General features: G+C 69.2%; 19 protein-coding genes. 8 read left to right on the forward strand and 11 right to left on the reverse strand.

Annotated features, from left to right (window positions below):
• Nucleotides 1-48 precede the first annotated feature (48 nt).
• Genes argB through argC form a run of 3 tightly spaced genes read right to left on the reverse strand, consistent with a single transcriptional unit; the run spans nt 49 to nt 3245 of the window.
• On the reverse strand, nt 49-981 hold the full coding sequence (gene argB, locus AC1DGD_RS07490) for an acetylglutamate kinase (protein ID WP_223917243.1): 933 nt from the start codon (nt 979-981) through the stop codon (nt 49-51).
• Between the two features lie 57 nt (nt 982-1038).
• Nucleotides 1039-2205 carry a bifunctional glutamate N-acetyltransferase/amino-acid acetyltransferase ArgJ gene (gene argJ / locus AC1DGD_RS07495; RefSeq protein ID WP_476856408.1) on the reverse strand — a complete coding sequence of 389 codons (1167 nt, stop codon included), beginning with the start codon at nt 2203-2205 and terminating at the stop codon, nt 1039-1041.
• A complete protein-coding gene (gene argC / locus AC1DGD_RS07500) occupies nt 2202-3245 on the reverse strand; it encodes an N-acetyl-gamma-glutamyl-phosphate reductase (protein WP_476856409.1) in 1044 nt (347 codons plus the stop codon). Before argC ends, argJ begins: the two co-directional genes overlap by 4 nt.
• A 187-nt stretch (nt 3246-3432) precedes the next feature.
• On the opposite strand from argC, the gene AC1DGD_RS07505 reads away from it, so the two are divergent.
• From AC1DGD_RS07505 to AC1DGD_RS07520, 4 genes are all read left to right on the forward strand, one after another.
• Complete coding sequence (locus tag AC1DGD_RS07505; protein WP_028277262.1) at nt 3433-4536, forward strand: fatty acid desaturase family protein; 1104 nt, start codon at nt 3433-3435, stop codon at nt 4534-4536.
• Between the two features lie 164 nt (nt 4537-4700).
• Nucleotides 4701-5666 carry a quinone oxidoreductase family protein gene (locus tag AC1DGD_RS07510; protein ID WP_476856410.1) on the forward strand — a complete coding sequence of 322 codons (966 nt, stop codon included), beginning with the start codon at nt 4701-4703 and terminating at the stop codon, nt 5664-5666.
• Nucleotides 5667-5779: 113 nt separating this feature from the next.
• The gene (locus tag AC1DGD_RS07515; protein WP_476856515.1) at nt 5780-9712 is read left to right on the forward strand and encodes a Pls/PosA family non-ribosomal peptide synthetase; all 3933 of its coding nucleotides are present in this window, start codon (nt 5780-5782) and stop codon (nt 9710-9712) included.
• A gap of 49 nt (nt 9713-9761) precedes the next feature.
• A complete protein-coding gene (locus tag AC1DGD_RS07520) occupies nt 9762-11186 on the forward strand; it encodes a M1 family metallopeptidase (RefSeq protein WP_476856411.1) in 1425 nt (474 codons plus the stop codon).
• Nucleotides 11187-11205: 19 nt separating this feature from the next.
• Here AC1DGD_RS07520 and AC1DGD_RS07525 read toward each other — a convergent pair whose 3' ends face one another.
• The 3 genes from AC1DGD_RS07525 to pheS are packed head-to-tail and all read right to left on the reverse strand — an operon-like array spanning nt 11206 to nt 15623.
• The gene (locus tag AC1DGD_RS07525) at nt 11206-11970 is read right to left on the reverse strand and encodes a 4'-phosphopantetheinyl transferase family protein (protein ID WP_476856412.1); all 765 of its coding nucleotides are present in this window, start codon (nt 11968-11970) and stop codon (nt 11206-11208) included.
• Between the two features lie 45 nt (nt 11971-12015).
• The gene (pheT, locus tag AC1DGD_RS07530; RefSeq protein WP_476856413.1) at nt 12016-14559 is read right to left on the reverse strand and encodes a phenylalanine--tRNA ligase subunit beta; all 2544 of its coding nucleotides are present in this window, start codon (nt 14557-14559) and stop codon (nt 12016-12018) included.
• A 2-nt stretch (nt 14560-14561) separates the two neighbouring features.
• The gene (gene pheS / locus AC1DGD_RS07535) at nt 14562-15623 is read right to left on the reverse strand and encodes a phenylalanine--tRNA ligase subunit alpha (protein WP_028277258.1); all 1062 of its coding nucleotides are present in this window, start codon (nt 15621-15623) and stop codon (nt 14562-14564) included.
• Nucleotides 15624-15876: 253 nt separating this feature from the next.
• Between pheS and AC1DGD_RS07540 the strand changes: the two genes are divergently transcribed.
• Complete coding sequence (locus tag AC1DGD_RS07540; RefSeq protein ID WP_476856414.1) at nt 15877-16344, forward strand: hypothetical protein; 468 nt, start codon at nt 15877-15879, stop codon at nt 16342-16344.
• Nucleotide 16345: 1 nt separating this feature from the next.
• Nucleotides 16346-16984: an SIMPL domain-containing protein gene (locus AC1DGD_RS07545; protein ID WP_476856415.1), complete on the forward strand. Its 639-nt coding sequence runs from the start codon at nt 16346-16348 to the stop codon at nt 16982-16984.
• An 82-nt stretch (nt 16985-17066) separates the two neighbouring features.
• Here AC1DGD_RS07545 and pcp read toward each other — a convergent pair whose 3' ends face one another.
• Both pcp and map read right to left on the reverse strand, forming a co-directional pair.
• On the reverse strand, nt 17067-17708 hold the full coding sequence (gene pcp / locus AC1DGD_RS07550; RefSeq protein WP_476856416.1) for a pyroglutamyl-peptidase I: 642 nt from the start codon (nt 17706-17708) through the stop codon (nt 17067-17069).
• A 111-nt stretch (nt 17709-17819) separates the two neighbouring features.
• Nucleotides 17820-18602, reverse strand: a complete 783-nt coding sequence (map, locus tag AC1DGD_RS07555) for a type I methionyl aminopeptidase (protein WP_230008100.1) — start codon at nt 18600-18602, stop codon at nt 17820-17822.
• A 63-nt stretch (nt 18603-18665) separates the two neighbouring features.
• Here map and AC1DGD_RS07560 point away from each other — a divergent pair, with 63 nt between their 5' ends.
• Complete coding sequence (locus AC1DGD_RS07560) at nt 18666-18968, forward strand: helix-turn-helix domain-containing protein (protein WP_028277253.1); 303 nt, start codon at nt 18666-18668, stop codon at nt 18966-18968.
• Nucleotides 18969-19071: 103 nt separating this feature from the next.
• Nucleotides 19072-20214 (forward strand): Rv2578c family radical SAM protein, encoded by a 1143-nt coding sequence (locus tag AC1DGD_RS07565; RefSeq protein ID WP_476856417.1) that lies wholly within the window; start codon nt 19072-19074, stop codon nt 20212-20214.
• Between the two features lie 94 nt (nt 20215-20308).
• On the opposite strand, the gene AC1DGD_RS07570 is transcribed toward AC1DGD_RS07565, so the two are convergent.
• From AC1DGD_RS07570 to AC1DGD_RS07580, 3 genes are read right to left on the reverse strand one after another with little or no spacing between them, the layout of a single operon-like run.
• Nucleotides 20309-21682 carry an NAD(P)(+) transhydrogenase (Re/Si-specific) subunit beta gene (locus AC1DGD_RS07570; protein ID WP_223917215.1) on the reverse strand — a complete coding sequence of 458 codons (1374 nt, stop codon included), beginning with the start codon at nt 21680-21682 and terminating at the stop codon, nt 20309-20311.
• Entirely contained in the window at nt 21679-22062 is a 384-nt protein-coding gene (locus tag AC1DGD_RS07575; protein WP_476856516.1) for an NAD(P) transhydrogenase subunit alpha part 2, read from the reverse strand. Before AC1DGD_RS07575 ends, AC1DGD_RS07570 begins: the two co-directional genes overlap by 4 nt.
• Nucleotides 22062-23204 carry a Re/Si-specific NAD(P)(+) transhydrogenase subunit alpha gene (locus tag AC1DGD_RS07580; protein ID WP_476856418.1) on the reverse strand — a complete coding sequence of 381 codons (1143 nt, stop codon included), beginning with the start codon at nt 23202-23204 and terminating at the stop codon, nt 22062-22064. The genes AC1DGD_RS07575 and AC1DGD_RS07580 overlap by 1 nt, the downstream gene beginning before the upstream one ends.
• Between the last annotated feature and the right edge of the window lie 78 nt (nt 23205-23282).

The raw sequence follows: 23282 nt of genomic DNA on the forward strand, positions 1-23282 counted from the left end.
CATCGCTGCTGCGGCCTTCAGCGGAATGGCTCAGTTCAGTGCTGCTCACTATGCGTTCACTTCCTCGTCGGGGACGACCTGGGTGCCGATGCCGGCGGTCGTAAAGGTTTCCAGGAGCATCGAGTGCGGCAGGCGGCCGTCCACGATGTGGGCGCGCTCGACGCCGTCGTCAATGGCCTTCAGGCACGCCGCCATCTTCGGGATCATGCCGGACTCAAGGCGCGGCAGCATCTCGCGCAGCTCCGACGCCGTCAGCGACGAAATGAGCGATGACCTGTCCGGCCAGTTGGCGTAGAGGCCTTCGACATCGGTCAGGATGACCAGCTTGGAGGCACCCAGGGCCGACGCCACCGCGGCCGCCGCCGTGTCCGCGTTCACATTAAGTACCTGACCGGTGGTGGATCCGTCGTCGTGGATTTCCGGGGCGACGGTGGAGATCACAGGAATCCGGCCGGCCGCGAGGATGTCCACAATGCCTTCCGGGTTCACCCCGACCACCTCGCCCACCAGGCCCAGGTCCACCTCTTCGCCGTCCACCACGGTGCCGGTGCGGACGGCGCGGAGCAGGCCGCCGTCTTCGCCGGACATCCCGACGGCGTACGGGCCGTGGGAGTTGATCAGGCCCACGAGTTCGCGTCCCACCTGGCCGGTGAGGACCATCCGGACCACGTCCATGGCCTCGGGCGTGGTGACACGCAGCCCGCCCTTGAATTCGGATTCGATCCCGAGCCGGCTGAGCATGGCGTTGATCTGCGGGCCGCCGCCATGCACCACCACGGGGTGGATGCCGACGTGGTGCAGGAACACGACGTCCTCGGCGAAGGCGCGGCGGAGCTCGTCGTTGACCATGGCATTGCCGCCGTACTTGATCACCATGGTGCTGCCGGCAAAGCGCTGGATCCAGGGCAGCGCCTCGATCAGCGTGGCGGCTTTGTCCCGGGCGTCGGACTGGGAGGTGGTCTCGCGGGTCTGGGTGTTCATGCTGTTCGTCCTCTGTTCGTCCCTGCTGTTCATCCGTCTGTTCAGCCTCCGGGGAGGTTAGCTGGAGTAGGCGCTGTTTTCGTGGACGTAGTCGTGGGTGAGGTCGTTGGTGAGGATCGTGGCCTCGGCTGTACCGGCCTGCAGGTCGATTTCGACCAGGACCTCGCGCGGTTCGAGGTCCACGAGGTTGCGGTCATCGCCGATGCTGCCGTTGCGGCAGATCTGCACACCGTTCATGGACACGTTCAGCTGGTCCGGTTCGAAGGCCGCGTCGGTGGTGCCGACGGCGGACAGCACGCGGCCCCAGTTGGGGTCCTTGCCGAAGATCGCGGTCTTGAACAGGTTGGAGCGGGCGACGGCGCGGCTGACGATTTCGGCGTCCCGCTCGCTCGCGGCGTTGAACGTCCGGATCGCGATGTCGTGGCTGGCGCCCTCGGCGTCGCCGATCAGTTTCCGGGCCAGCTCGGCGCAGACCTGGGTCAGGCCGGCGCCGAAGTCGGCGGCGGACGGCGCGGCACCGGAGGCGCCGGAGGCGAGCAGCACCACGGTGTCGTTGGTGGACATGCAGCCGTCCGAGTCCGCCCGGTCGAAGGTGAGCCGCGTGGCGTTGCGGAGTTCGGCGTCGAGCACGTCCGGCGGGACGTCGGCGTCCGTGGTGAGGACCACCAGCATGGTGGCCAGGCCCGGGGCCAGCATGCCGGCGCCCTTGGCCATGCCGCCGATGGTGAACTGCGTGCCGTCCGCGGCCGTGCCGGTGAAGACGGACTGCTTGGACACCGAATCCGTGGTCATGATCGCGGTGGCCGCCGCGGGGCCGCCGTCCGCGGCCAGAGCTGCGGTGGCGGAACCGATCCCGGCCAGGATTTTCTCCATGGGGAGCTGCTCGCCAATCAGTCCGGTGGAGCAGACCACGACGTCGGTGGCGGAGACGCCGAGGGCTTCGGCGGTCTTCTCCGCGGTGGTGTGCGTGTTCTGGAACCCCTGGGGCCCGGTGCAGGCGTTGGCCCCGCCGGAGTTGAGGATCACGGCATCCACGCGGCCGTCCTTGACCACTTCGCGTGACCAGTGCACGGGGGCCGCGGCGACGCGGTTGGACGTGAAGACCGCCGCGGCGGCTTTGGACGGGCCGTCGTTGACCACGAGGGCCACATCCGGCTTGCCGGAAGCCTTGAGCCCGGCCGTCACGCCGGCGGCGCGGAATCCCTGCGGTGCGGTGATGCTCACGGTGCGACTCCCTGGAGGTTGAGGCCGGCGGTTTCCGCCAGGCCGAGGGCTAGGTTCATGGACTGCACGGCCCCGCCGGCGGTCCCCTTGGTGAGGTTGTCGATGGCGCAGCACACGATCACGCGGCCGGTGTGCTCATCGAAGGCGAGCTGCATGACCGTGTGGTTAGATCCCTGGACCGATTTCGTGGAGGGCCACTGCCCCTCGGGGAGCAGGTGCACGAACGGTTCGTCGTCGTAGGCTTCGGCCCAGGCGGCACGCAGGTCTGCGGCAGTGACTCTGCGGCCTGGCTGCTGCCGCACCCTGGCGGTCGCCGTGGTGAGGATGCCGCGGCTCATCGGCGCCAGCGTGGGCGTGAAGGAGACGGTGACCGGGGCCCCCAGCGCTTTCGAGAGTCCCTGTTCGATCTCGGGGGTGTGCCGGTGTCCCCCGCCGACCCCGTAGGGGCTCATGGAGCCCATGACTTCGGCGCCGATCAGGTTGACCTTGGCAGCTTTGCCGGCCCCTGAGGTGCCGGAGGCGGAGACGATCACGACGTCCTCGCCCTCCAGCAGCTGGTTGCTGAAGCCGGGAGTGAGGGCCAGCAGGGCCGAGGTCGGGTAGCAGCCGGGGACGGCGATCCGGGTGGCGCCGCGGAGGGCATCGCGCTGGCCGGGCAGTTCCGGGAGGCCGTAGGGCCAGGTTCCGGCGTGGGCCGACCCGTAGAACTTCTCCCAGGCCGCCGGGTCCTCGAGGCGGTGGTCCGCGCCGGCGTCGATGACCAGGGTCCCGGCGGGCAGCTGCGCCGCTATCTCCGCGGATGCCCCGTGCGGAAGCGCCAGGAAAACGACGTCGTGCCCGGCCAGGTTATCCACGGTGGTGTCTTCGAGAATCCGGTCCGCGAGTCCATGGAGATGCGGCTGCAATTCCCCTAGTCTGGAACCAGCGTTGCTGTGGGCCGTGATGGCGCCGATGGTGACGTCGGGATGACCGGCGAGGAGCCGCAGGACCTCGCCGCCGGCATAGCCGCTAGCCCCGGAAACGGCAACAGAAATAGTCATAAGCACGACTATACAGCAAGAGTATGCATAGATGCCGATATTTATGCATCGATGGGCGTGTGTCCAAAGCTCCCGACCGGCCCGCCGCGGAAACCCGGGGCGTATGCTTGGTAAAGGGTGATCCAGACCGTGCAGCTGCGAATGTCAGCTGCAGCGTTGCCCGTAACCGTGACGAGGCAAGCGCCCTATGACCGCCACTTCCACCCTTCCCGCCGAAACGCCGGCGCGGCCGCCATCGCGGGTCCGGCAGCCCAACGCCGTGGTCCTGAGCTATTCGGAACTCCTCAAGAGCGTGAAGACGGCCGGCCTCCTCGAACGGCGCGTCGGGTTCTACATCACGGTGTTCGCCAGCCTGGTGCTCCTGATGGCCGCCACCTGGTTCGGGTTCGCGCTGATCGGTGACAGCTGGTTCCAGCTCCTGATCGCCGCCGCCCTGGGCATCATCTGCACGCAGTTGAGCTTCCTGGCCCACGAGGCCGGGCACCGGCAGATCTTCGCGTCCCGCCGCGCCAACGACTGGGCAGCACGCCTGCTCGCCACCTCCGTGGCCGGGATCAGCTACTCCTGGTGGGAGCAGAAGCACGGCGCGCACCACAACCACCCGAACGTCATCTCCAAGGACCCGGACATCGCGCCCGGCCCCATCGCCTTCCACCCCGAAGCCGTAGCCGACCGCCAGGGACGCCTTGCGTTCCTGACCCGCAAGCAGGGCTGGTTCTTCTTCCCGCTCCTTTTCCTGGTGGGCCTGGGACTGCAGATCGATTCCGTGAAATTCATCGTCCGCCGGGCCAAGGTCACGCACCGCTGGGTCGAAATCCCGATCCTCGCGGTCCGGCTCAGCCTCCTGCCGGTCCTCGCGTTCACCTTCCTGCCGCTGGGCATGGCGTTCGCCTTCATCGGCGTCCAGCTGGCCGTGTTCGGCTTCTACATGGGCGCGTCCTTCGCGCCGAACCACAAGGGCATGCCGGTGCTGCCGGCGGACAGCCGGGTGGACTTCTTCAGCCGCCAGGTCCTGACGTCCCGGAACATCTCGGGCGGCCGCTTCATGGACATCCTGCTCGGCGGCCTCAACCGCCAGGCCGAACACCACCTCTTCCCGGACATGGCCCGCCCGCAGCTGCACCAGGCCGCCAAGATCGTCCGCGAGTACTGCGCCAAGCACCAGGTCCCGTACACGGAAACCACGCTGATGCAGTCGTACGCCATCATTGTCCGCTACCTCAACGACGTCGGACTCGCCGCCGGCCGCCACTTCGAATGCCCGATGGCAACGGTAACCCGCCGCTACTAAAGGACGGACCGCCGGCGGCCGCGCAGGACCTGCCGCCTCCTGGCAACGTCCGCCCAATCATCAAGTGACGGCTGGTTACGAAAGGCCCCTTCATGGTTACCCCCGGTGTCCCTAGGATGGACCCAGGGACCGGGACAGAATTCCCCGCCCGGAAAAGGAGCCACATGATGCACGCAATCGTCGCCCGCCAGGCCGGCGGCCCCGAGGTCCTCGAACTCGACAAGACAGCCCGGCCCGTTCCCGGGCCCGGCCAGCTGCTGGTCAAGGTCGCGGCCGCGGGCGTGAACTTCATTGACACCTACAAGCGCAGCGGCGTCTACAAGGTCAGCTACCCCTTCACGCCCGGCTCCGAGGCCGCGGGCACCGTGGAGGAGGTCGGCGACGCCGTCACCGGGTTTGCTCCCGGTGACCGGGTGGCCACGGCCGAGGGCGCTGACTGCTACGCCGGCTATGCACTCGTCGATGAGGACAAGGCCCTCCCGGTTCCCGACGGCCTGGATGATTTCACCGCCGCGGCGCTGCCGTTGCAGGGCGTGACGGCCCACTACCTGATCAACTCCACCTTCAAGGTCGAGTCCGGCCACACCGTGCTGCTCCACGCCGGCGCCGGCGGTGTGGGGCTCCTGATGATCCAGTTGCTCAAGGCCAGGGGCGCCAACGTCATCACCACCGTTTCGACAGACGCGAAAGAGCAGCTGGCCCGCGAAGCCGGCGCCGACAACGTGCTGCGCTACGACGGTTTGGCCGACCGGGTCCGGGATCTGACCAACGGCACCGGCGCGGATGTGGTGTACGACGGCGTCGGAAAAGACACTTTCGACGCCTCCCTGGCGTCCCTGCGCATCCGGGGGATGCTGGTCCTCTTCGGTGCAGCGTCCGGCCCGGTCCCGCCGTTCGACCCGCAGCGGCTCAACGCCGGCGGCTCGTTGTACCTCACGCGGCCCACCATGGGCCACTACCTGCGCGACGCCCGGGAACGCCGCTGGCGCTCCGACGAAGTCTTCGCCGCCGCTGCCGACGGCAGCCTCAAGGTCAGGATCGGCGCACGCTATCCTCTCGGCGACGCAGCCCGTGCCCACGAGGACCTTGAACAGCGCCGCACCACCGGCAAAGTCATCCTCGTCCCCTAAGCTGCACGGTCCCCCAAGCCGTACGGCAACACCATCCGTTCATCTCCTGCAGGGACAATGCGCCAGTGACCGAGCAACGACTGACCCCCAGTGAAGCCCCCGACGCCGGTGCGGTGCAGAGTCTTCCCGCTCCCCGTCCCACCGTCCACGAGCCCCAGCTGCCGGGCGCCCTCTCCGCCCCGCCGGAGCGCACGCTGATAGACATCGTCCGGGATACTGCCGCCCGGTACCCGGACGCTTCGGCGCTCGACGACGGCCACCGTTCGCTCAGTTACGCCCAGCTCATGGACGAGGTCCGGGCCACCGCCCGGAAACTGCACCTCGCCGGGCTGGGTGCCGGCGACAAGATCGGCGTCCGGATCCCGTCGGGCACCAACGAACTCTACGTCTCGATCCTGGCGGTGCTGCTGGTCGGTGCAGCCTATGTCCCCGTAGACGCCGACGATCCCGACGAACGGGCCAAACTGGTCTTCGGGGAGGCGAGGGTGGCCGGCATCCTCCGCGCCGGCGGGAAGATCGTCACGGACAGCAACCGCCCCCGCCCGTTCCCCGACGCGAGGCCGCCCGGTCCCGACGACGACGCGTGGGTCATTTTCACCTCCGGCTCCACCGGCACCCCCAAGGGCGTCGCGGTCCGGCACCGCTCGGCCGCCGCGTTCGTGGACGCCGAGGCCCGCATCTTCCTGCAGGCCGATCCGGTGGGCCCGCAGGACCGGGTGCTGGCCGGCCTGTCCGTTGCCTTCGATGCCTCCTGCGAGGAAATGTGGCTCGCGTGGCGCCACGGCGCCTGCCTGGTTCCGGCACCCCGGGCACTGGTGCGGACCGGGATGGACCTCGGCCCCTGGCTCATCAGCCACGGCATCACCGTGGTTTCCACTGTCCCCACACTGGCCGCGCTCTGGCCCGTGGAGTCGCTGGAAAGTGTCCGGCTGCTGATCTTCGGAGGGGAGGCGTGCCCGCCCGACCTTGCCGAACGGCTCGCCGTCGAAGGACGCGAAGTATGGAACACCTACGGGCCCACCGAGGCCACCGTGGTCGCGTGCGCCGCGCAGCTCGGCGCGCCCGGCCCCATCCGGATCGGCCTGCCGCTGGACGGCTGGGACCTCGCCGTCGTCGACGCCGATTCGCTGCCCGTCGCCGAAGGCGCGGTGGGCGAACTGATCATCGGCGGCGTCGGGCTGGCCCGGTACCTTGACCCGGTCAAGGACGCGGAAAAATATGCCCCCATGCCGTCCCTGGGCTGGCCGCGCGCCTACCGATCCGGCGACCTCGTCAGGTACGAAGCAGAAGGCCTCATTTTCCAGGGCCGCGCCGATGAGCAGGTCAAGCTCGGCGGCCGCCGGATCGAGCTCGGCGAAATCGACGCCGCCCTGCAGTCCCTGCCGGATATCGCCGGCGCCGCCGCCGCCGTGCAGACCACCGCGGCCGGCAACCAGATCCTGGTCGGCTACCTTGCCGCCGTCGCGGGCCGGGACATCGACCTCGCGGCCGCCCGTGAACTGCTGGGCGAACGCCTGCCCGCGCCCCTCATTCCGCTGCTGACGCTCGTCGATTCGCTGCCGACCAAGACCAGCGGCAAAGTGGACCGCCACGCCCTGCCCTGGCCGCTCAGCGGAACCGGAGCGGCAGAGGCCGAAGGTGCCCCGCTGAACCTGCCGGAGGACGCGCAGTGGATCGTGGAGCAGTGGAGTGCCGTGCTGGGAAGCCCGGTCACCAGCCTCGATGCCGACTTCTTCGCCTACGGCGGCGGCTCGCTGGCCGCCGCGCAGCTCGTGTCCGCCCTCCGCGTCCGCTATCCCACCATCACGGTGGCCGATATCTACGCGACACCCAGGGTGGGCGCCCTGGTGGACGAGGCCCGGCAGTCGCTGCCGGAGGGTGGTGCCGTCGCCGCCCAGGAGCGCACCGTCCGGCCCACCGCGAGGAAGTCACAGGCCTTCCAGACACTCCTGGGCGTTCCCTTGCACATCCTGGTCGGCATGCGCTGGCTGACCTACCTGATGGCAGCCAACAACCTGCTGGCCGCCTTCGCCGGATTCAGCGCCGCGCCAACGATCTCATGGTGGTGGGTGGGAGTTTCCTGGCTGGTCTTCGTCAGTCCCGCCGGGCGGATGCTGCTCTCCGTCGCCGCCGCCCGCATCCTGCTGCGCAACGTGGTGCCTGGCACCTATCCCCGGTCCGGGCGGGTGCACCTCCGGCTCTGGCTCGCGGAACAGATCCAGGACCTGGCCGGCGCCATCAGCCTCGCCAGCGCGCCCTGGGTGCCCTACTACGCGAAAGCGCTCGGGGCGAAGATCGGCGAGAACGTCCAGCTGCACTCGCTGCCGCCCGTCACCGGGATGCTGACCCTCGGCACAGGGTCCAATATCGAGCCCGAAGTCGATCTGTCCGGCTGGTGGATCGACGGCGACCGTGTCCACATCGGCGCCATCCGGATTGGCCCCGGCGCAAGCGTGGGGGCCCGCAGCACGCTGATGCCGGGAGCCACGGTGGGTGCCGGGGCGCAGGTGGAGCCGGGTTCCGCTGTGATCGGCAAGGTCAAGGCGGGACAGCTCGTGGCCGGGTCGCCGGCCGAGCGCCGTGGCAAGGCCCGGCACTCGTGGCCGGACTCCCCGGACGAGCACCGGCTGACGGGCCGGTTGTGGTTCGCCGGTTTCGCCGCCGCCTCCGCCATGCTGGCGCTCATCCCCTACGTCTCCGCCGCCGTTGCGGGCTTGGTGATCTTCGCGTTCATCCAGGGCAGCTCCTCCCTGCCCGCGGCCCTGCCCGGCATAGCGCTCTCGATCCCGCTGGCGGCGCTGGCATGGTTCCTGACCAACCTGCTGCTGATCCTGGCCACGACGAGGCTCCTCAGCGTCGGCCTCGCTGAAGGCTACTACCGGGTCCGGAGCCGGATCGGGTGGCAGGTCTGGGCGACCGAGCGGGTATTGGATCTGGCCCGGGATCTGCTGTTCCCGATCTACGCCAGCCTCTTCACGCCGGTCTGGCTGCGGCTTCTCGGTGCGAAGGTCGGCCGCAACGTGGAGGCCTCGACAGTGCTGCTGATCCCGCGCATGACCACCGTGGGCGAGGGCGCGTTCCTGGCCGACGACACGATGGTGGCGTCCTACGAACTCGACGGCGGCTGGATGCACATAGCACCGGCCAAGATCGGCAAGCGGTCTTTCCTGGGCAACTCGGGCATGACGGCGGCCGGGCGCAGCGTGCCCAAGAACTCCCTCGTGGCGGTGTTGTCCGCGACGCCGGCCAAGGCGAAGTCCGGCACATCGTGGCTCGGCAGCCCGCCGGTGCGGCTGCGGCGCACCGCCATCGCCTCGGACGACACGCGGACCTACCAGCCGCCGCGGAGGTTGAAGGTCGCGCGGGCCCTGTGGGAGCTGTGCCGGTTCGTCCCGGTCATGCTGACGGTCGTCATCGCCGTCGGTGTGATGCTCGCGTTCGACGCGATGGCGGCCCTGTTCAACTACGGAATCGCCGCTCTCCTGAGCGGGGTGGTGATCCTGCTCGCCGGGGCCACGGCCGCGGGCAGTGCTGTCGTGGCCAAGTGGCTGCTGGTGGGCCGCATCCGCCCCGGCGAGCACCCGCTGTGGAGCTCCTTCATTTGGCGGAACGAGGTAGTGGACACGTTCATTGAGATGGTCAGCGCCCCGTGGTTCGCGCGCGCCGCCACGGGGACACCGGCTCTCGTGTGGTGGCTGCGGGCACTCGGCGCGAAAATCGGTGCCGGGACCTGGTGCGAAAGCTACTGGCTGCCGGAGGCGGACCTCGTCACCCTCGGCAGGAATTCGACCGTCAACCGCGGGTGCGTGGTCCAGACCCATCTGTTCCATGACCGTGTCATGAGCATCGACACTGTTACGCTCGATGACGGAGCCACCATGGGCCCGCACGGCGTCATCCTGCCGCAGGCCAGGATCGGCAGCGGCGGCACGGTGGGGCCGGCGTCCCTCGTCATGCGGGGCGAAACCGTCCCTGCCGGGACGTACTGGATGGGCAATCCGGTCAGCCCCTGGGACGGGCCGGCACCGCCCGCAGGGCCCCGTTAGGCCCGGCGCCTGCGCACGTCAACCAGCACCACAACCGAAGGTCCGTCCATTGAGCACCAGCGCACCAAGCAGCAGCGGCGCCGCCGCCCGCGGGGACATCAGCGGGGAAATCAGCCGCGAAATCAGCCGGGCCACGAGCCCGGAGGCCGGCGCCCCGGACCCCTATATGCCCGGCCACGGGACCAATGCCTACCGCGTCACCCGGTATGAACTCGATCTGGACTACCGGGTCAGCAGCAACCGCCTTGCCGGGCACGCCGTCCTGCACGCCATCACGCAGCTCCCGACGTCGGCGATCGTCCTGGACCTGGCCGGCTTGCGGGCCACGAAGATCCAGCTCAACGGGCGCCGGGTACGCCGGTTCACGCAGCGGGCCGAGCAGCTCGTCGTCTACCCCGACAACCCGCTGCTCGCCACCGAGGCCTTCACGCTGGACATCCGCTATGAGGGCTACCCCGCACCGCGCCGCGGCGTGTGGGGCGAAGTGGGCTGGGAAGAGCTCTCCGATGGGGTGCTGGTCGCCGGGCAGCCCAACGGGGCAGCCTCCTGGTTTCCGTGCAATGACCACCCGCGGGACAAAGCGACTTACCTCATCACCGTGACCACCGATGCGAACTACCGGGCCGTGTGCAACGGGGTGCTGCTCTCCCGCACCAGCAGGGCCAGCCGCGTGACCTGGGTCTTTGATCAGGCCGAACCCATGGCCACCTACCTGGCCACGGTCCAGATCGGCCGCTACGAGCTCCTGACGCTCAATGCCGACCGGCCCTCAGGGCACGTTCCGCAGTATGTGGCCGTGCCGGCGTCGCTGCAGGCGGGCGCCCGGGCCGCCCTGGCCCGCCAGCCCGACATGATGCGGACCTTCACTAATTGCTTTGGGCCGTACCCGTTCCCGGAGTACACGGTGGTGGTCACCGACGACGTCCTGGAAATCCCGCTGGAAGCGCAGACACTGTCCATCCTGGGCCCCAACCATCTGCGGCAGGACTGGGAATCACAGCGGATGATCGCCCACGAACTCGCCCACCAGTGGTTCGGGAACTCCCTGACCACTGCGACCTGGAAGGACATCTGGCTGCACGAGGGCTTTGCCTGCTACGCGGAATGGATCTGGTCTGAAGAGGCCGGCATCATGTCGGCGGCGGCCCGGGCGCGCGCCGCCTGGCGCAAGCTCGCCGCTGCCCCGCAGGACCTGATGGTGGGCGACCCCGGCCCCGAACTGATGTTTGACGACCGGGTCTACAAACGCGGCGCCCTGGCCCTGCACGCCCTGCGGGTACGCTGCGGCGACCTGGCGTTCTTCGCCCTGCTGCACGACTGGACGGGCCGCTTCCGGCACGGCACCGTGACCACCGCCGACTTCATCGTCGCGGCCGCCCACACAACGGGCCTGGACGCAGAGGCCTTGTTGCACCCCTGGCTGTTCGCCGACGCCCTGCCGCCGCTCCCGCAGGCAACGCCGCCCAAGATCTGATCAGGGGCCGGAGCCCTGACTAGGGAAGGACCGCCAGGGCGACGGCTGCCACGAGATCAGCGGGCAGGCCCGTCTCTGCCGGCGGCAGGTCCCGGAGCCCTGCGCGGCCGTTGACTGTCGGCGCCAGCACGTCCAGGGTGTCCGGGGCCGTCTGCAGCCCGGTGCCCAGCATTTTGAGCCAGGCCTCCTTGCGCGCCCACAGGCGCGCCCTGCCCTGCAGCAGCGCGATGCCGCCCAGCCCGGCGAGGTGCCGTTGTTCCGCCGGGGTCAACACGACGTCGTCGAACCCGTCGAAGTCCGCCCGGGCCGGATCCTCGACGTCGATGCCCAGATGCTCGCCCGGGTCCGGGTCCACGACCCCGGCCAGAAGCGTCCAGCCGGCCGCACGGGACAGGCTCAGCAGCAGCGGCGCCGCCTGGCCCCGGAGCAGGTAGCCGGGCCGGCCGTGTGAGATGTCCTCGCCGGTGCCGCACCGTGGGCAGCTGTACCAGGCGGTGAGGTCCGACGCCGGAACGCCGAGCAGGCCGGCGGCGAACCGGCGCTGCGCGAGCCGCCCGTGCAGGAAGTCCTCCCGGGTCCGCGGGGTCATGGCCCGGGCCCGGACGAGTTCGGCCCCGTCCAGCAGGGAGCGGGAGTCGCGTTCCAGCTCCGGTTCCGGGTAAAGGGCTGGTGCCGCGTCCACGGTCGCCCCCAGGTCCCTGGGAACCCCGGGGTCGCCGGGAACCCCGGGGTCGCCGGGAACGCGAAAGGGCGGGCAGGCACGCACAACAAGGTGTGATGCCATGACCCGCCCCTTTCAGAAACGTCTGCGCTGTGACCAGCGCAGTCCTCAGCGCTGCACCGCTCCGAATCGTTCGTGGGCGGCGGCCACGGCACCTTCACGGGCCTCCGAGGCCTCGTCCGCCGTCAGGGTGCGGTCGTCGGCGCGGAAGCGCAGGCTGAACGCCAGCGACTTCTTGCCTTCCTCGATGCCCTTGCCCGCGTAGACATCGAACAACGCGACGTCCTCGAGCAGTTCGCCGGCGCCTTCACGCAGCGCAGCCAGCACCTCCCCGGCCGGGACGTCCTGCGCCACCACCAGGGCCACGTCCTGCGTGGCCACCGGGTACGTCGAGATGTGCCGGGCCACGATCACGTCGGCGGCTGCCTCGAAGAGGGCGTCGGCGTTCAGTTCCAGTGCCACGGACCGGGCCGGCATGTCGTGCGCCGCCAGCAGCTTCGGGTGCAGCTCGCCGGCGTAGCCCACCACTTCGCCGGTGCGCAGTTCAAGCTGCGCCGCCCGGCCCGGGTGGAAGGCCTGATGCCGGCCCTGCGTGACCAGGAGCTCGACGCCGATCACGTCGCCGGCGATCCGGGCGATGTCCACCGCGTCCGCCCAGTCCCAGGCCCGCGGGGCGTGGCCCGGGGCAGCGGGAGAGTCGTGCCCCGTGAGCACGGCGGCGAGGTGCAGCGGCTGGTCCGGGACGCCGTCGTACAGGGCATCGAGCACGTCGTCGCCGGGCTTGACGCCGAGCGGCGGAATCGCGGATGTGCCAAGCTTCTCGCCCGGCAGGAACACGAGCCCGGCCTCGAAAAGGGCGAGGTCGCGGAAGCCGCGGGAGTGGTTGCGCTTGGCAACCTCGATCAGGCCCGGCAGGACGGAGGTCCGCAGGAAACCGTGCTCCTCGCTGATCGGGTTGGCCAGCTTGAGGGCCTTGCGCTCCGCACCTTCGGCGGGGACGCCAAAGGTGTCATTGGCGGCCTTCGAGACGAACGGATACGCCAGCACCTCGGTGAGTCCGGCGTCGGCGAGGGCCTGGATCAGGCGGCGGCGCTGCTGTTGGACGCGGGTCAGGCCACGGCCCGGGGGCGCCACGGGCAGGGTCGCCGGGATCTTGTCGTAGCCGACCAGCCGGGCGATTTCCTCGGTGAGGTCGTCCTTGGTCTCGAGGTCCTGGCGCCAGCTCGGGGCGGTCACCGTGTAGCCGTTGCCGGTCTTGGCAACGACGGCGCCGAGGTCCTCGAGCGAGGTCAGGATCTGTTCCTCGGTGAAGTCGATCCCGATCCGGGCTGCCGCGTACTCTGCCGGCAGTTCGATGGTGACGGCGTCCGGCGCGGTCCCGACGTCGGTCCCGGCCTCGTCGGCCGTTCCGCCGGCGAGTTCGACCAGCAGGTCCACCACACGCTGGGCGGCCACGTCGGCCACCTGCCAGTCCACGCCGCGTTCGAAGCGCTTGGACGCCTCGGAGGGCAGCTTGTGCCGGCGGCGGGCACGGGCGATCGAGACCTCGTCGAAGTGCGCGGCCTCGACCAGGACGTTCGTGGTGGTGTCCGAGACTTCGGTGTGGGCACCGCCCATGACACCGGCGATTCCGATGGGCCCGGATTCGTCCGTGATCAGCAGATCCTCGACGTCGAGCGTGCGCTCTTTGTCGTCCAGGGTGGTGATCTTCTCCCCCGCCGTGGCCCGCCGGACCACGATGTCGCCGGCCAGCTTGTCCAGGTCATAGCAGTGGTTCGGCTGCCCGAGCTCGAGCATGACGTAGTTGGAGATGTCCACGGGCAGGGAGATGGACCGGATGCCGGCGAGCCGGAGACGGGAGGTCATCCACGGCGGGGTGGGCCGGGTGGCGTCGACACCGCGCACGGTGCGGGCCACGAAACGGTCGCAGCCGGGCTTGCCGTAGATGGGGGCGTCGTCGTTGAGCTTGACGCCGTAGCCGCCGGAGAGCGACTGCGGAACCTGGACCTTGGAGACCGGGTCCGTGAACACGGTGCCGGTGGCGTGCGCGTATTCACGGGCCGCACCGCGGATGGAGAAGCAGTAGCTGCGGTCAGGGGTGACGTTGATTTCGGCGGCCTGGTCGTAGAGGCCGAGCAGTTCCATCGCGTCGGTGCCCAGTTCCGGGTCGAGGCCGATCCGGGACAGCACCAGGATGCCGTCGTGGTCCTCCCCGATGCCGAGTTCGCGGACGGAGGCGATCATGCCGGCAGAGAGGTGCCCGTAGGTCTTGCGCGCGGAGATCCTGAAGTCGCCCGGCAGCACGGCGCCCGGAAGGGTGACCACCACCTTGTCGCCTTCCACGAAGTTGTGGGCGCCGCAGATGATGCCCTGCACGCCGGAGGGATCGATGCCGGCGCCGGTCAGGGTCTGCTCACTGCCCTCGGGGACAACCCGGACCTGGCACCAGTTGATGGTCTTGCCGTTGGACTGGGGTTCCTTGACGATGCTGAGCACCTGGCCCACCACGATCGGACCCTGGACGGCGTCCGTGGGCCGGTGGACTGCTTCTTCTTCGAGCCCGACCTTGACGAGCTCGGCCATGACGTCTTCGGCCGTCGCTTCGGCCGGTACCTGCGCGAATTCGCGCAGCCATGAAAGTGGGATACGCACTGTTAGATCTCCATCCCGAAGTGCTCGCTGAAACGTACGTCGCCTTCAATCATGTCGCGCATGTCGCCAACCTCGTTGCGGAACATGAGGGTGCGTTCGATGCCCATGCCGAAGGCAAAGCCTGAATAGATGTCCGGGTCGATCCCGGCCGCGCGCAGGACATTGGCGTTGACCATGCCGCAACCGCCCCACTCGATCCAGCTGGGGCCGCCCTTGGCGCCCGGGTGCCAGATGTCCAGCTCCGCGGAGGGCTCGGTGAACGGAAAGTAGTTGGGCCGCAGCCGGATCTGGGCTTCCGCGCCGAACATCTGGCGTGCGAAGTGCTCCAGGGTGCCGCGGAGGTCCGCCATGCTCAGGTTCTTGTCGATGGCCAGGCCCTCGAACTGGTGGAACACGGGGGTGTGCGTCGCGTCGAGCTCGTCCGTGCGGAACACCTTGCCCGGGCACAGCACATAGATGGGCAGCTCCCGTTCCAGCATGGAGCGGACCTGCACCGGCGAGGTGTGCGTGCGCATGAGCAGGTGGGCCTCGGGCGGCTCGACGAAGAACGTGTCCTGCATGTCGCGGGCGGGGTGGTCCGGCTTGAAGTTCAGGGCATCGAAGTTAAACCATTCGGACTCGACCTCGGGCCCTTCGGCGATTTCCCAACCCATGCCGACAAAGATGTCCGCCACGCGGTCCTGCAGCGTGGACAGCGGGTGCCGTGCACCGGCCGTGCGCCGGCGCGGCGCTGCCGTGACATCCACGGTCTCTTCGACGAGGATCCGCGCGTCGTTCTCGGCCTCGAGCGCGACCGTGCGGTCCGCGAGCGCCTTGTTGACCCGTCCCCTCGAGGCGCCCATGAGCTTGCCGGCGGCGGCCTTCTGGTCCTTGGGCAGCGCGCCGATCTCACGGTTGGCGAGGCTCAGGGCGGACTTCTCGCCCGTGTGGGCGAGGCGCACGGCCTTGAGTTCATCGAGGGTCGCGGCGGCGGCGATGGCGGCAACGGCCTGGTCTACGGCGGCGGTAATGGCGGCTTCATCCAGAGGATTCGGGACGGCTGCGTCCGGCAAAGTTTCAGTCATCTACTGTTCTTAGCTACGAGTCGGATCATGCCAACAGCGTGCGCCGGGCACAGGGCGCGGCGCAGGTTCTCGGCAAGGCTTGTGGTCACTGTCCCCAGTCTAGTAGACGGCCGTCGGCGGCATGGCACGGCCGCCCCGCACGTGACGCAGCGGTGCCGGCTGCACCTGGGCACGCCAACGCCGGGATTCCAAGGGCACGGGACATCCCGGCGGACCCCTGACTGCCGGGCACACCCCCGGCTACCATGGCCTAATGACGCCCGGACAACGGCTTCGCCAGATCGCCAACCTGCTCAACGGCTCCACCCTACTGGGCCTGCTGCTGGCAGCCTGTGCGCGGACAACCGTCAGCTCCGGTCCGCGCGGATTGCTGATCGCTGGCCGCTACCGCTGGCGGTTGCCCTTTGCTGCGGCCTTCACGGTGGGCAACGTGATCCTCTTCCGGGCCGGACCGGAATCCGCCCGCGCCAATCCAGTGCTGCTGGGCCACGAGGAGCGCCACAGCACCCAATACGCCTGGTGCCTCGGGCTGCCCTTCCTTCCGCTGTACTTCATGGCCGCCGGCTGGTCCCTCTGGCGCACGGGCAACCCGGGCAGCGCCAACATCTTCGAGCGCCACGCCGGCCTGGAAGCGGGCGGCTACCCCCGGCCCGGCCTGCCCGGAACCAGACCACGCACGCACCCCAGAATGGGCACCGCCCCCGAACGTTACGAGGCCTGACATGACAGACAGCCCCCGAAGCATCTCCGTTGCAGGAACCGGCAGCGCCGAGGCGGTGCCGGACCTGCTGACCGTGTCGATCGGCGTTGAATGCCGCCGCGAGACCGTGGCCGAGGCCTACGGCGAGGCCGGAACGCGGTCGGCCGCCATCACGTCGGAGCTCCGGCAGCACGGCGTGGACAGCGCGGACTTATCCACCTCGGGGCTGAACGTCCGGGCCGAGCTGAACTGGCAGGATGGCCAGGGCCAGACCGTGACCGGCTATCTGGCCTCCAGCACGCTCACCGTCAGGATCCGCGAGTTGTCCGCGTCCTCGCAGATCCTTGCCGCGGCGGTTGCTGCCGGCGGCGACGCCGTCCGGCTGAACGGGCTGACCCTCGGCTTCGCCGACCCCTCGGCCGTGGAAGCCCGGGCCCGGGAGGCCGCCTGGCAGGACGCCCGCACCACCGCCGAGCATTACGCCGCCCTCGCAGGAACCGGGCTGGGCAGGGTCCTGTCCCTCACTCAGCACACCGGCTTCCAGGCGCCGATCCCCGTGGCGAAGATGCAGCGGGAAGCGGCGGTGGCCTCACTCACCGTCGAGGCCGGTGAGTCGGGCGTCACCGCCACCATCGGCGTCGTCTGGGAACTGCTGGAATGATTGTCCAGTAATTGTGGAAGCAGTTGTTTCGCGTCGCCGACGGCGGCCGCCACGGGCTCGGGCGGCGGATGACCGGCTTGGGCTAGTGGGTTGCGCCGGCAGGGAGCTTGAGATCCGCCGTCGTCGCCAGCGCAGTGCGCACGACGACGGCGAGCGCCGCCGCCATCTGGGCGGCCGGCAGCGAGGGGGCACTGCTTCCGGCCGGAAGCTGCGTGTCCTGGTAGGGGACGTGGACAAAGCCTCCCCTGGTGCCCGGACGTAGCCGCAGGGCGTGCATGAGCGTGTAGAAGACGTGGTTGCAGACATAGGTCCCGGCACTTTGGGACACTTCGGCCGGGATCGGTTCTGCGGTCAACGCCGCGAGCGCCGCCTTGACGGGCAGCGACGTGAAATAGGCTGCCGGTCCGCCCGGGACTACGGGTTCGTCCACTGGCTGATTGCCGGCATTGTCCGGAATACGGGCGTCGTCACAATTGATGGCCACCCGTTCCAGCGAGATGCGCGCCCTCCCGCCGGCCTGGCCGGCGCACAGCACAAGCTCCGGCGTGAAACGCTCGAGGGCCTCTGCCAGCACCTTGGCCGACTCGCCGAAGACGCATGGCAATTCCACCGCCTGGACATCCAGCCCTTCGGATTGGAGCAGCCGTGCCGCCGAACGGGCCGCTGCCCACGACGGATTGGCCGTATCGCCGCCAAATGGCTCGAACCCGGTCAGGAGAATCATCGCCCCAGCCTAACAATCCGCCGCCCCACTGCCCGGCAAGGCGCCACCCCCGCGGCACCCTTAACCCGGCCCCGTCCACACTTGGCCGCCAGGGCAGGTGTCGCTCCGGCCTCACGCGTCTGTCCGCGTCGGCAGGGTGAGGATTTCGGCCCCGTCGTTGGTGATGGCGATCGTGTGCTCACTGTGTGCAGTCCGGCAGCCGGTCGCACTTCGGAGCGTCCACCCGTCGGCGTCGGTGATGAGTTCAGCGGTGTCGGCCATGACCCATGGCTCCAGGGCGAGCAGCAGCCCGGGGCGCAGCTTGTAGCCACGGCCTGGCCGTCCGGTGTTGGGAATGTGCGGGTCCTGGTGCATGGTCGATCCGATGCCATGGCCCCCGAACTCGGTGTTGATCGGGTACCCCGCCTCGCCAAGGACTGAGCCGATGGCATGGGAGATGTCGCCGATCCTGGCTCCGGGCCGGGCAGCGGCTATCCCTGCGCTCAACGCGCGCTCGGTCGCGCTGATCATCGCGACGCCTTCCGGGGGCTTTGAGCCGCCCACGATGAAGCTGATGGCGGAGTCTGCTGCGACTCCCCGCTTGGAGACGGCGAGGTCGAGTGTCAGCAGGTCGCCATCGGCCAGCGTGTAGTCGCGTGGGAGTCCGTGGAGCACGGCGTCGTTGACGGCCGTGCAGATGTAGTGTCCGAACGGCCCGCGGCCGAAGGACGGCTCGTAGTCGACGTAACAGGACTGCGCACCAGCCTCGGCGATCATGGCCTGCGCCCATCGGTCGAGGTCCAGGAGGTTCGCGCCGACCGTGCTGCGGTACTTCAGCGTCTGCAGGATGTCAGCGACAAGGGCGCCTGCTTCTTTGGCCCGGGCAAGTTCGGTGGGATTCAGGATCTCGATCATGCGGCGCCTTTCTCACGCGTCCAATAACTATACCGGTCATATTATCCCGGTATAATCGAAGCCATGGTCAGGTTGCCCCTCACATTCGCAGAGATCGAGCGCGGACAGCGCCTCGGCGCCCTGTTGCGCCGCGCCAGGGGGGAACGCTCGATGCTCGACATCGCGCTCGATGCACGCGTCTCACCGGAAACCCTCCGGAAGATCGAGACGGGCCGCGTAGCGACCCCCGCCTTCCCGACCATCGCCGCTATCGCCGGCGTCCTCGGACTCTCCCTCGATGCGGTGTGGGCCGAGGTCAACCAGACCAAACGCGCCACTGAACCAACCGGCCCTGATCACAACGCCCGTGAGCGGCTGGCTTCGTAAGCCTCGATCCCGCAGCTGCGCAGGCCGCCCCATGCTGCAACCGGCCGCCGCCTCGCCCGTCAGCATCCTTGACATTCAGTCGAACATATATTCGAATGTAGGCATGAGATGGGACGCACAAGCACTTGAGCGCGGCGATTCCCCGGCCGCCGCTTCGCCCACGGCTGCCCTGCTGCCCCTGGCCGGACTCGTGCGGACGGTTTCCACCCCGGAGTTTGCCGGGATCACCTTCCATGAGGTCACCGCCAAATCGGTGCTCAACAAGGTGGTCGCCGGTTCGCGGATGCCGTTCGACTGGACCGTCAACCCCTACCGCGGCTGCAGCCACGCCTGCGTCTACTGCTTCGCGCGCAAGAGCCACACCTATCTGGACTTCGACGCCGGACTGGACTTCGACAGCCAGGTGGTGGTCAAGATCAACGCCGCCGAGATACTGCGCAAGGAGCTGGCCAAGCCCTCCTGGCAGCACGAGCACGTGGCCCTCGGCACCAACACGGACCCGTACCAGCGCGCCGAGGGCCGCTACCAGCTCATGCCCGGCATCATCGGTGCCCTCGCCGATTCCGGCACTCCCCTGTCAATCCTCACCAAGGGCACGCTCCTTGCCCGGGACATCCCGCTGCTGAAGCATGCCGCGGCCCAGGTGCCGGTGGGCGTGGGCATCTCGCTGGCCATGACCAACGAGCAGCTGTCCGAAGCCGTGGAACCGGGCACGCCTGGGCCACGTGCCCGGCTGAAGCTCATCTCCCGTCTGCGGGAAGCGGGCCTGCCCTGCGGCGTCATGGCCATGCCCATCCTGCCGTGGCTCTCCGACAGCGACGACGCCCTCGACTCCCTCTTCGGGGCCCTCGCGGCGGCCGGCGCCACAGGCGTCACGGCCGGTGCGCTGTACCTGAAGCCGGGCACCCGTGAATGGTTCATGCAGTGGATCGCCCGCGAACATCCGCACCTGGCGGGAAAGTACCGCCGGCTGTACGGCAGCGGGTCGTACGCATCCAAGGAATACCGCGCCTGGCTGGCAGGGCGGGTCCGGTATTTCAAGGACCTGCACGGCTTCTCCGGTTCGCAGGGCTTCAGCCACCGGGACCTCGACGGGGGCAGCGACCATGACAACGCCCGGGAGGAAGAAGCCCAGTACCCGGCCGGGAGCATCCCGGACACCGCGGGGCACGCAAGCCCACGCCACTCCGGCGCCATCCGTTCCGGCACGGCCCGTTCCGACGCCGCCCAGCCCACATTGTTTTGAAGTCCGCTCCACCTCAAGCACACGGAGCCATGGGTCCCCTGCGCAGCAGGGCTGCCGGAGCGGAAAGTGCCCTGAGCCGCCAGGCGCAGGATGCCTAGAGCGCCTTGACTGCGCCGAGCACCCTGGCCAGCGAATCCTTGGCGTCCCCGAACAGGAGCGTGGTCTTGGGATCGTGCAGGAGCTCATTCTCGATGCCGGCAAACCCCGGGCGCATGGACCGTTTCAGGAAAACGACCTGCTGGGCCTGCACCACTTCCAGGATCGGCATCCCGTAAATCGGCGAACCCGGCGAGGACTTGGCCGCCGGGTTGACGACGTCATTGGCCCCGACTACCAGAACGATGTCCGTGGTCGCGAATTCGGGATTGACTTCCGCGAGCTCCCGCAGTGACTCGTACGGCACGTTGGCCTCTGCCAGCAGCACGTTCATGTGGCCCGGCATGCGTCCCGCCACGGGATGGATGGCGAACACGACGTCCACTCCGCGGGCGCCCAGTGCCGTGGCAAGCTCCGCCACAGTGTGCTGGCCCTGGGCCACGGCGAGCCCATAACCGGGAACGATCACCACCCGCTGGGCGTAGCCGAGCTGGACGGCAATGTCCTCCGGGGACGAGGAACGCACTGGCCGGTCGCTCAGGGCGGTCGAACCCGCCGTCGAGCCGCCCTTGAACGCCCCGAACATGATTCCGCCGACTCCGCGCCCCATGGCCGAGGCCATGACCTTGGTCAGGATGGTGCCGCTCGCGCCCACGAGCGTCCCGGCGACCAGCAGCAGGACATTGCCCAGGACCACGCCGGACGCTGCCACCGCCAGCCCCGTGAAGGCATTCAGCAGGGAGATCACGATCGGCACGTCCGCCCCGCCCACGGGCAGCACCAGGAGCAGCCCTGCGGCGAGGCCCAGGCCCAGCAATGCGAGCGACCAGCCCAGCGATCCGGTCAGGACCACCAGAGCTCCTGAGATGACCGCCCCCAGCAGGACGGCCCCCATCACCCAGGGCATCCCGGGAAACAGCAGCGGACGGGTGCTGATGAGCTCCTGCAGCTTGCCCACGGTCACCGCGGAGCCGGCGAAGGACACCGCGCCAACCAGCATGGTGAAGACGACGGCCAGGCGGACCCAGGGATCTTCCTGGTGGCCAAGTTCCAGTACGGCGACGAGCGCCGCGGCCCCGCCTCCGACGCCGTTGAAGAGCGCCACGAGTTGGGGCATCTGGGTCATCTGCACCCGGCGCGCCACGGGGAAGGCAATCGCGGAGCCCACGGCGATGGCCGCGAGGATGAGTGGAACATTTTCCAGCCGCGCGGAGAGGAAGACGGTGACGACGGCGAGCAGCGCCCCGGCCGCGCCGATGGCGTTGCCGCGGCGGGCAGTTCGTGGCGAACTGAGGCCCTTGAGCGCCAGGATGAAGCAGACGGCGGCCACAAGGTAGAGCAGGGCTGTCCATTCGGGGCTCAGGAGGCTCATTTGGACTCCCCCGCCGCGTCGGCGGAGCTCCCCTCACCGGGGTGTCCTTCGCCCGCGGTTCCGCCAGCCTTGGCGGCGCCGCTTGGGGCGGGGATGCGTGTCCGTTTGTGGGCGCTGAACATCTCCAGCATCCGGTCCGTGACCACAAAGCCGCCCACCAGGTTGACGGTGGCCAGGACGACGGCCAGGAGCGCGACGCCGAGGACCCACGGGTCACTGGCCTGTCCGGCGACGATGATGGCGCCGACCAGGATGATGCCGTGGATGGCGTTGGCGCCGGACATGAGCGGTGTGTGCAGTTTGCTGGTGACCTTGGAGACGACTTCGAAGCCAACGAACACCGCGAGCACCACCACGGTCAGCAACGCGACGGGGCCCATCACGCCTCCCTTTCCAATGCTTCCGCGGTGGGGGCGTGCCGCACCGTGCCGCCGTGGGTCAGGCACGTTCCGGCGACCACGTCGTCGTCGAAGTCCGGGGCCACCGAGCCGCAGTTGGTCATGAGCGCGAGGAAGTTGCTGACGTTCCGGGCGAAAAGCCGGGACGCGTCCGAGGGCATGGCGGATGCCGCGTCCTGCAAACCTACGAGCGTGACCGATCCGCCGTCGACCGGCACCTGCACGTCCTGGCCGGCGATCACGCCTTCGACGTTGCCTCCGGACTCCGCGGCGAGGTCGACGACGACGGATCCTGCCCGCATGCCGGCCACCATGGCGGTGGTCACCAGCAAGGGAGCGGCCCGGCCGGGGATGGCCGCCGTCGTGATCAGGACGTCCGCCGCCGCGACATGCGGGGCCAGGAGGCTGCGCTGGCGTTGCGCCCGGTCCTCACCGAGGGCACGGGCGTAGCCTCCGGTTCCGTCTGCCGCCGCATCGATGTCCAGGTTGATGAACGTGCCGCCCATCGAGGCGACTTCCTCGGCGGAGGCGGCCCGGATGTCGTTGGCCGAGACCCGGGCGCCGAGCCGCTTTGCCGTGCCGATCGCCTGCAGCCCCGCGACGCCGGCCCCAAGGACGAGCACCCTCGCCGGCGGGATGGTACCGGCGGCGGTCATGTAGAGCGGGAAGAACCGCGGGTAGCGGACGGCGGCTTCCAGCACGGCGCGGTAGCCCGTGACCAGGGACTGGGAGCTGAGCGCATCCATGGACTGCGCCCGGGAGATCCGCGGAAGCAGCTCCAGGGCGAACGAGGTGATCCCGGCAGCGGCGAGTGTCCGGACGGTCGGCAGCTCCGAGGACGGCGATGCCAGCCCGATGGTGACGGTGCCGGGCCGCAGCCGGGCCGCGGCCTCCGGGGTGAGCGCGCGGACATGCAGCAGGACGTCCAGGGCCTCCAACGGGAGCTCGGAGATGACCGTCGCGCCGGCCTCCTTGAAGGCGGCGTCGGCGAAGCCTGCTTCGGTGCCAGCACCGCTCTCGACCAGGAGATGGAGCCCGAGCGCCGTCAGCTGCCGGGCCGTCTCCGGTGTGGCCGCGACTCGGCGTTCTCCGGCTCGCTGCTCTCGTCCGACACCGACCTGCACGGGCCACTCCTCTCGGTTGGGATCAGAGTAGGCACATGCCTGACCGTTTGGCGAGAGGCGGGCTCCCGAAGCGCGGCG

The organism is Arthrobacter sp. 05T45 (assembly GCF_056395875.1).

Bases quoted from the DNA above. Each gene is read 5' to 3' on its own strand.
- argB (WP_223917243.1), bottom strand. From the start codon at position 981: ATGAACACCCAGACCCGCGAGACCACCTCCCAGTCCGACGCCCGGGAC.
- argC (WP_476856409.1), bottom strand. From the start codon at position 3,245: ATGACTATTTCTGTTGCCGTTTCCGGGGCTAGCGGCTATGCCGGCGGC.
- AC1DGD_RS07505 (WP_028277262.1), top strand. From the start codon at position 3,433: ATGACCGCCACTTCCACCCTTCCCGCCGAAACGCCGGCGCGGCCGCCA.
- AC1DGD_RS07510 (WP_476856410.1), top strand. From the start codon at position 4,701: ATGATGCACGCAATCGTCGCCCGCCAGGCCGGCGGCCCCGAGGTCCTC.
- AC1DGD_RS07525 (WP_476856412.1), bottom strand. From the start codon at position 11,970: ATGGCATCACACCTTGTTGTGCGTGCCTGCCCGCCCTTTCGCGTTCCC.
- pheS (WP_028277258.1), bottom strand. From the start codon at position 15,623: ATGACTGAAACTTTGCCGGACGCAGCCGTCCCGAATCCTCTGGATGAA.
- AC1DGD_RS07540 (WP_476856414.1), top strand. From the start codon at position 15,877: ATGACGCCCGGACAACGGCTTCGCCAGATCGCCAACCTGCTCAACGGC.
- AC1DGD_RS07545 (WP_476856415.1), top strand. From the start codon at position 16,346: ATGACAGACAGCCCCCGAAGCATCTCCGTTGCAGGAACCGGCAGCGCC.
- pcp (WP_476856416.1), bottom strand. From the start codon at position 17,708: ATGATTCTCCTGACCGGGTTCGAGCCATTTGGCGGCGATACGGCCAAT.
- map (WP_230008100.1), bottom strand. From the start codon at position 18,602: ATGATCGAGATCCTGAATCCCACCGAACTTGCCCGGGCCAAAGAAGCA.
- AC1DGD_RS07560 (WP_028277253.1), top strand. From the start codon at position 18,666: ATGGTCAGGTTGCCCCTCACATTCGCAGAGATCGAGCGCGGACAGCGC.
- AC1DGD_RS07565 (WP_476856417.1), top strand. From the start codon at position 19,072: ATGAGATGGGACGCACAAGCACTTGAGCGCGGCGATTCCCCGGCCGCC.
- AC1DGD_RS07570 (WP_223917215.1), bottom strand. From the start codon at position 21,682: ATGAGCCTCCTGAGCCCCGAATGGACAGCCCTGCTCTACCTTGTGGCC.
- AC1DGD_RS07575 (WP_476856516.1), bottom strand. From the start codon at position 22,062: ATGGGCCCCGTCGCGTTGCTGACCGTGGTGGTGCTCGCGGTGTTCGTT.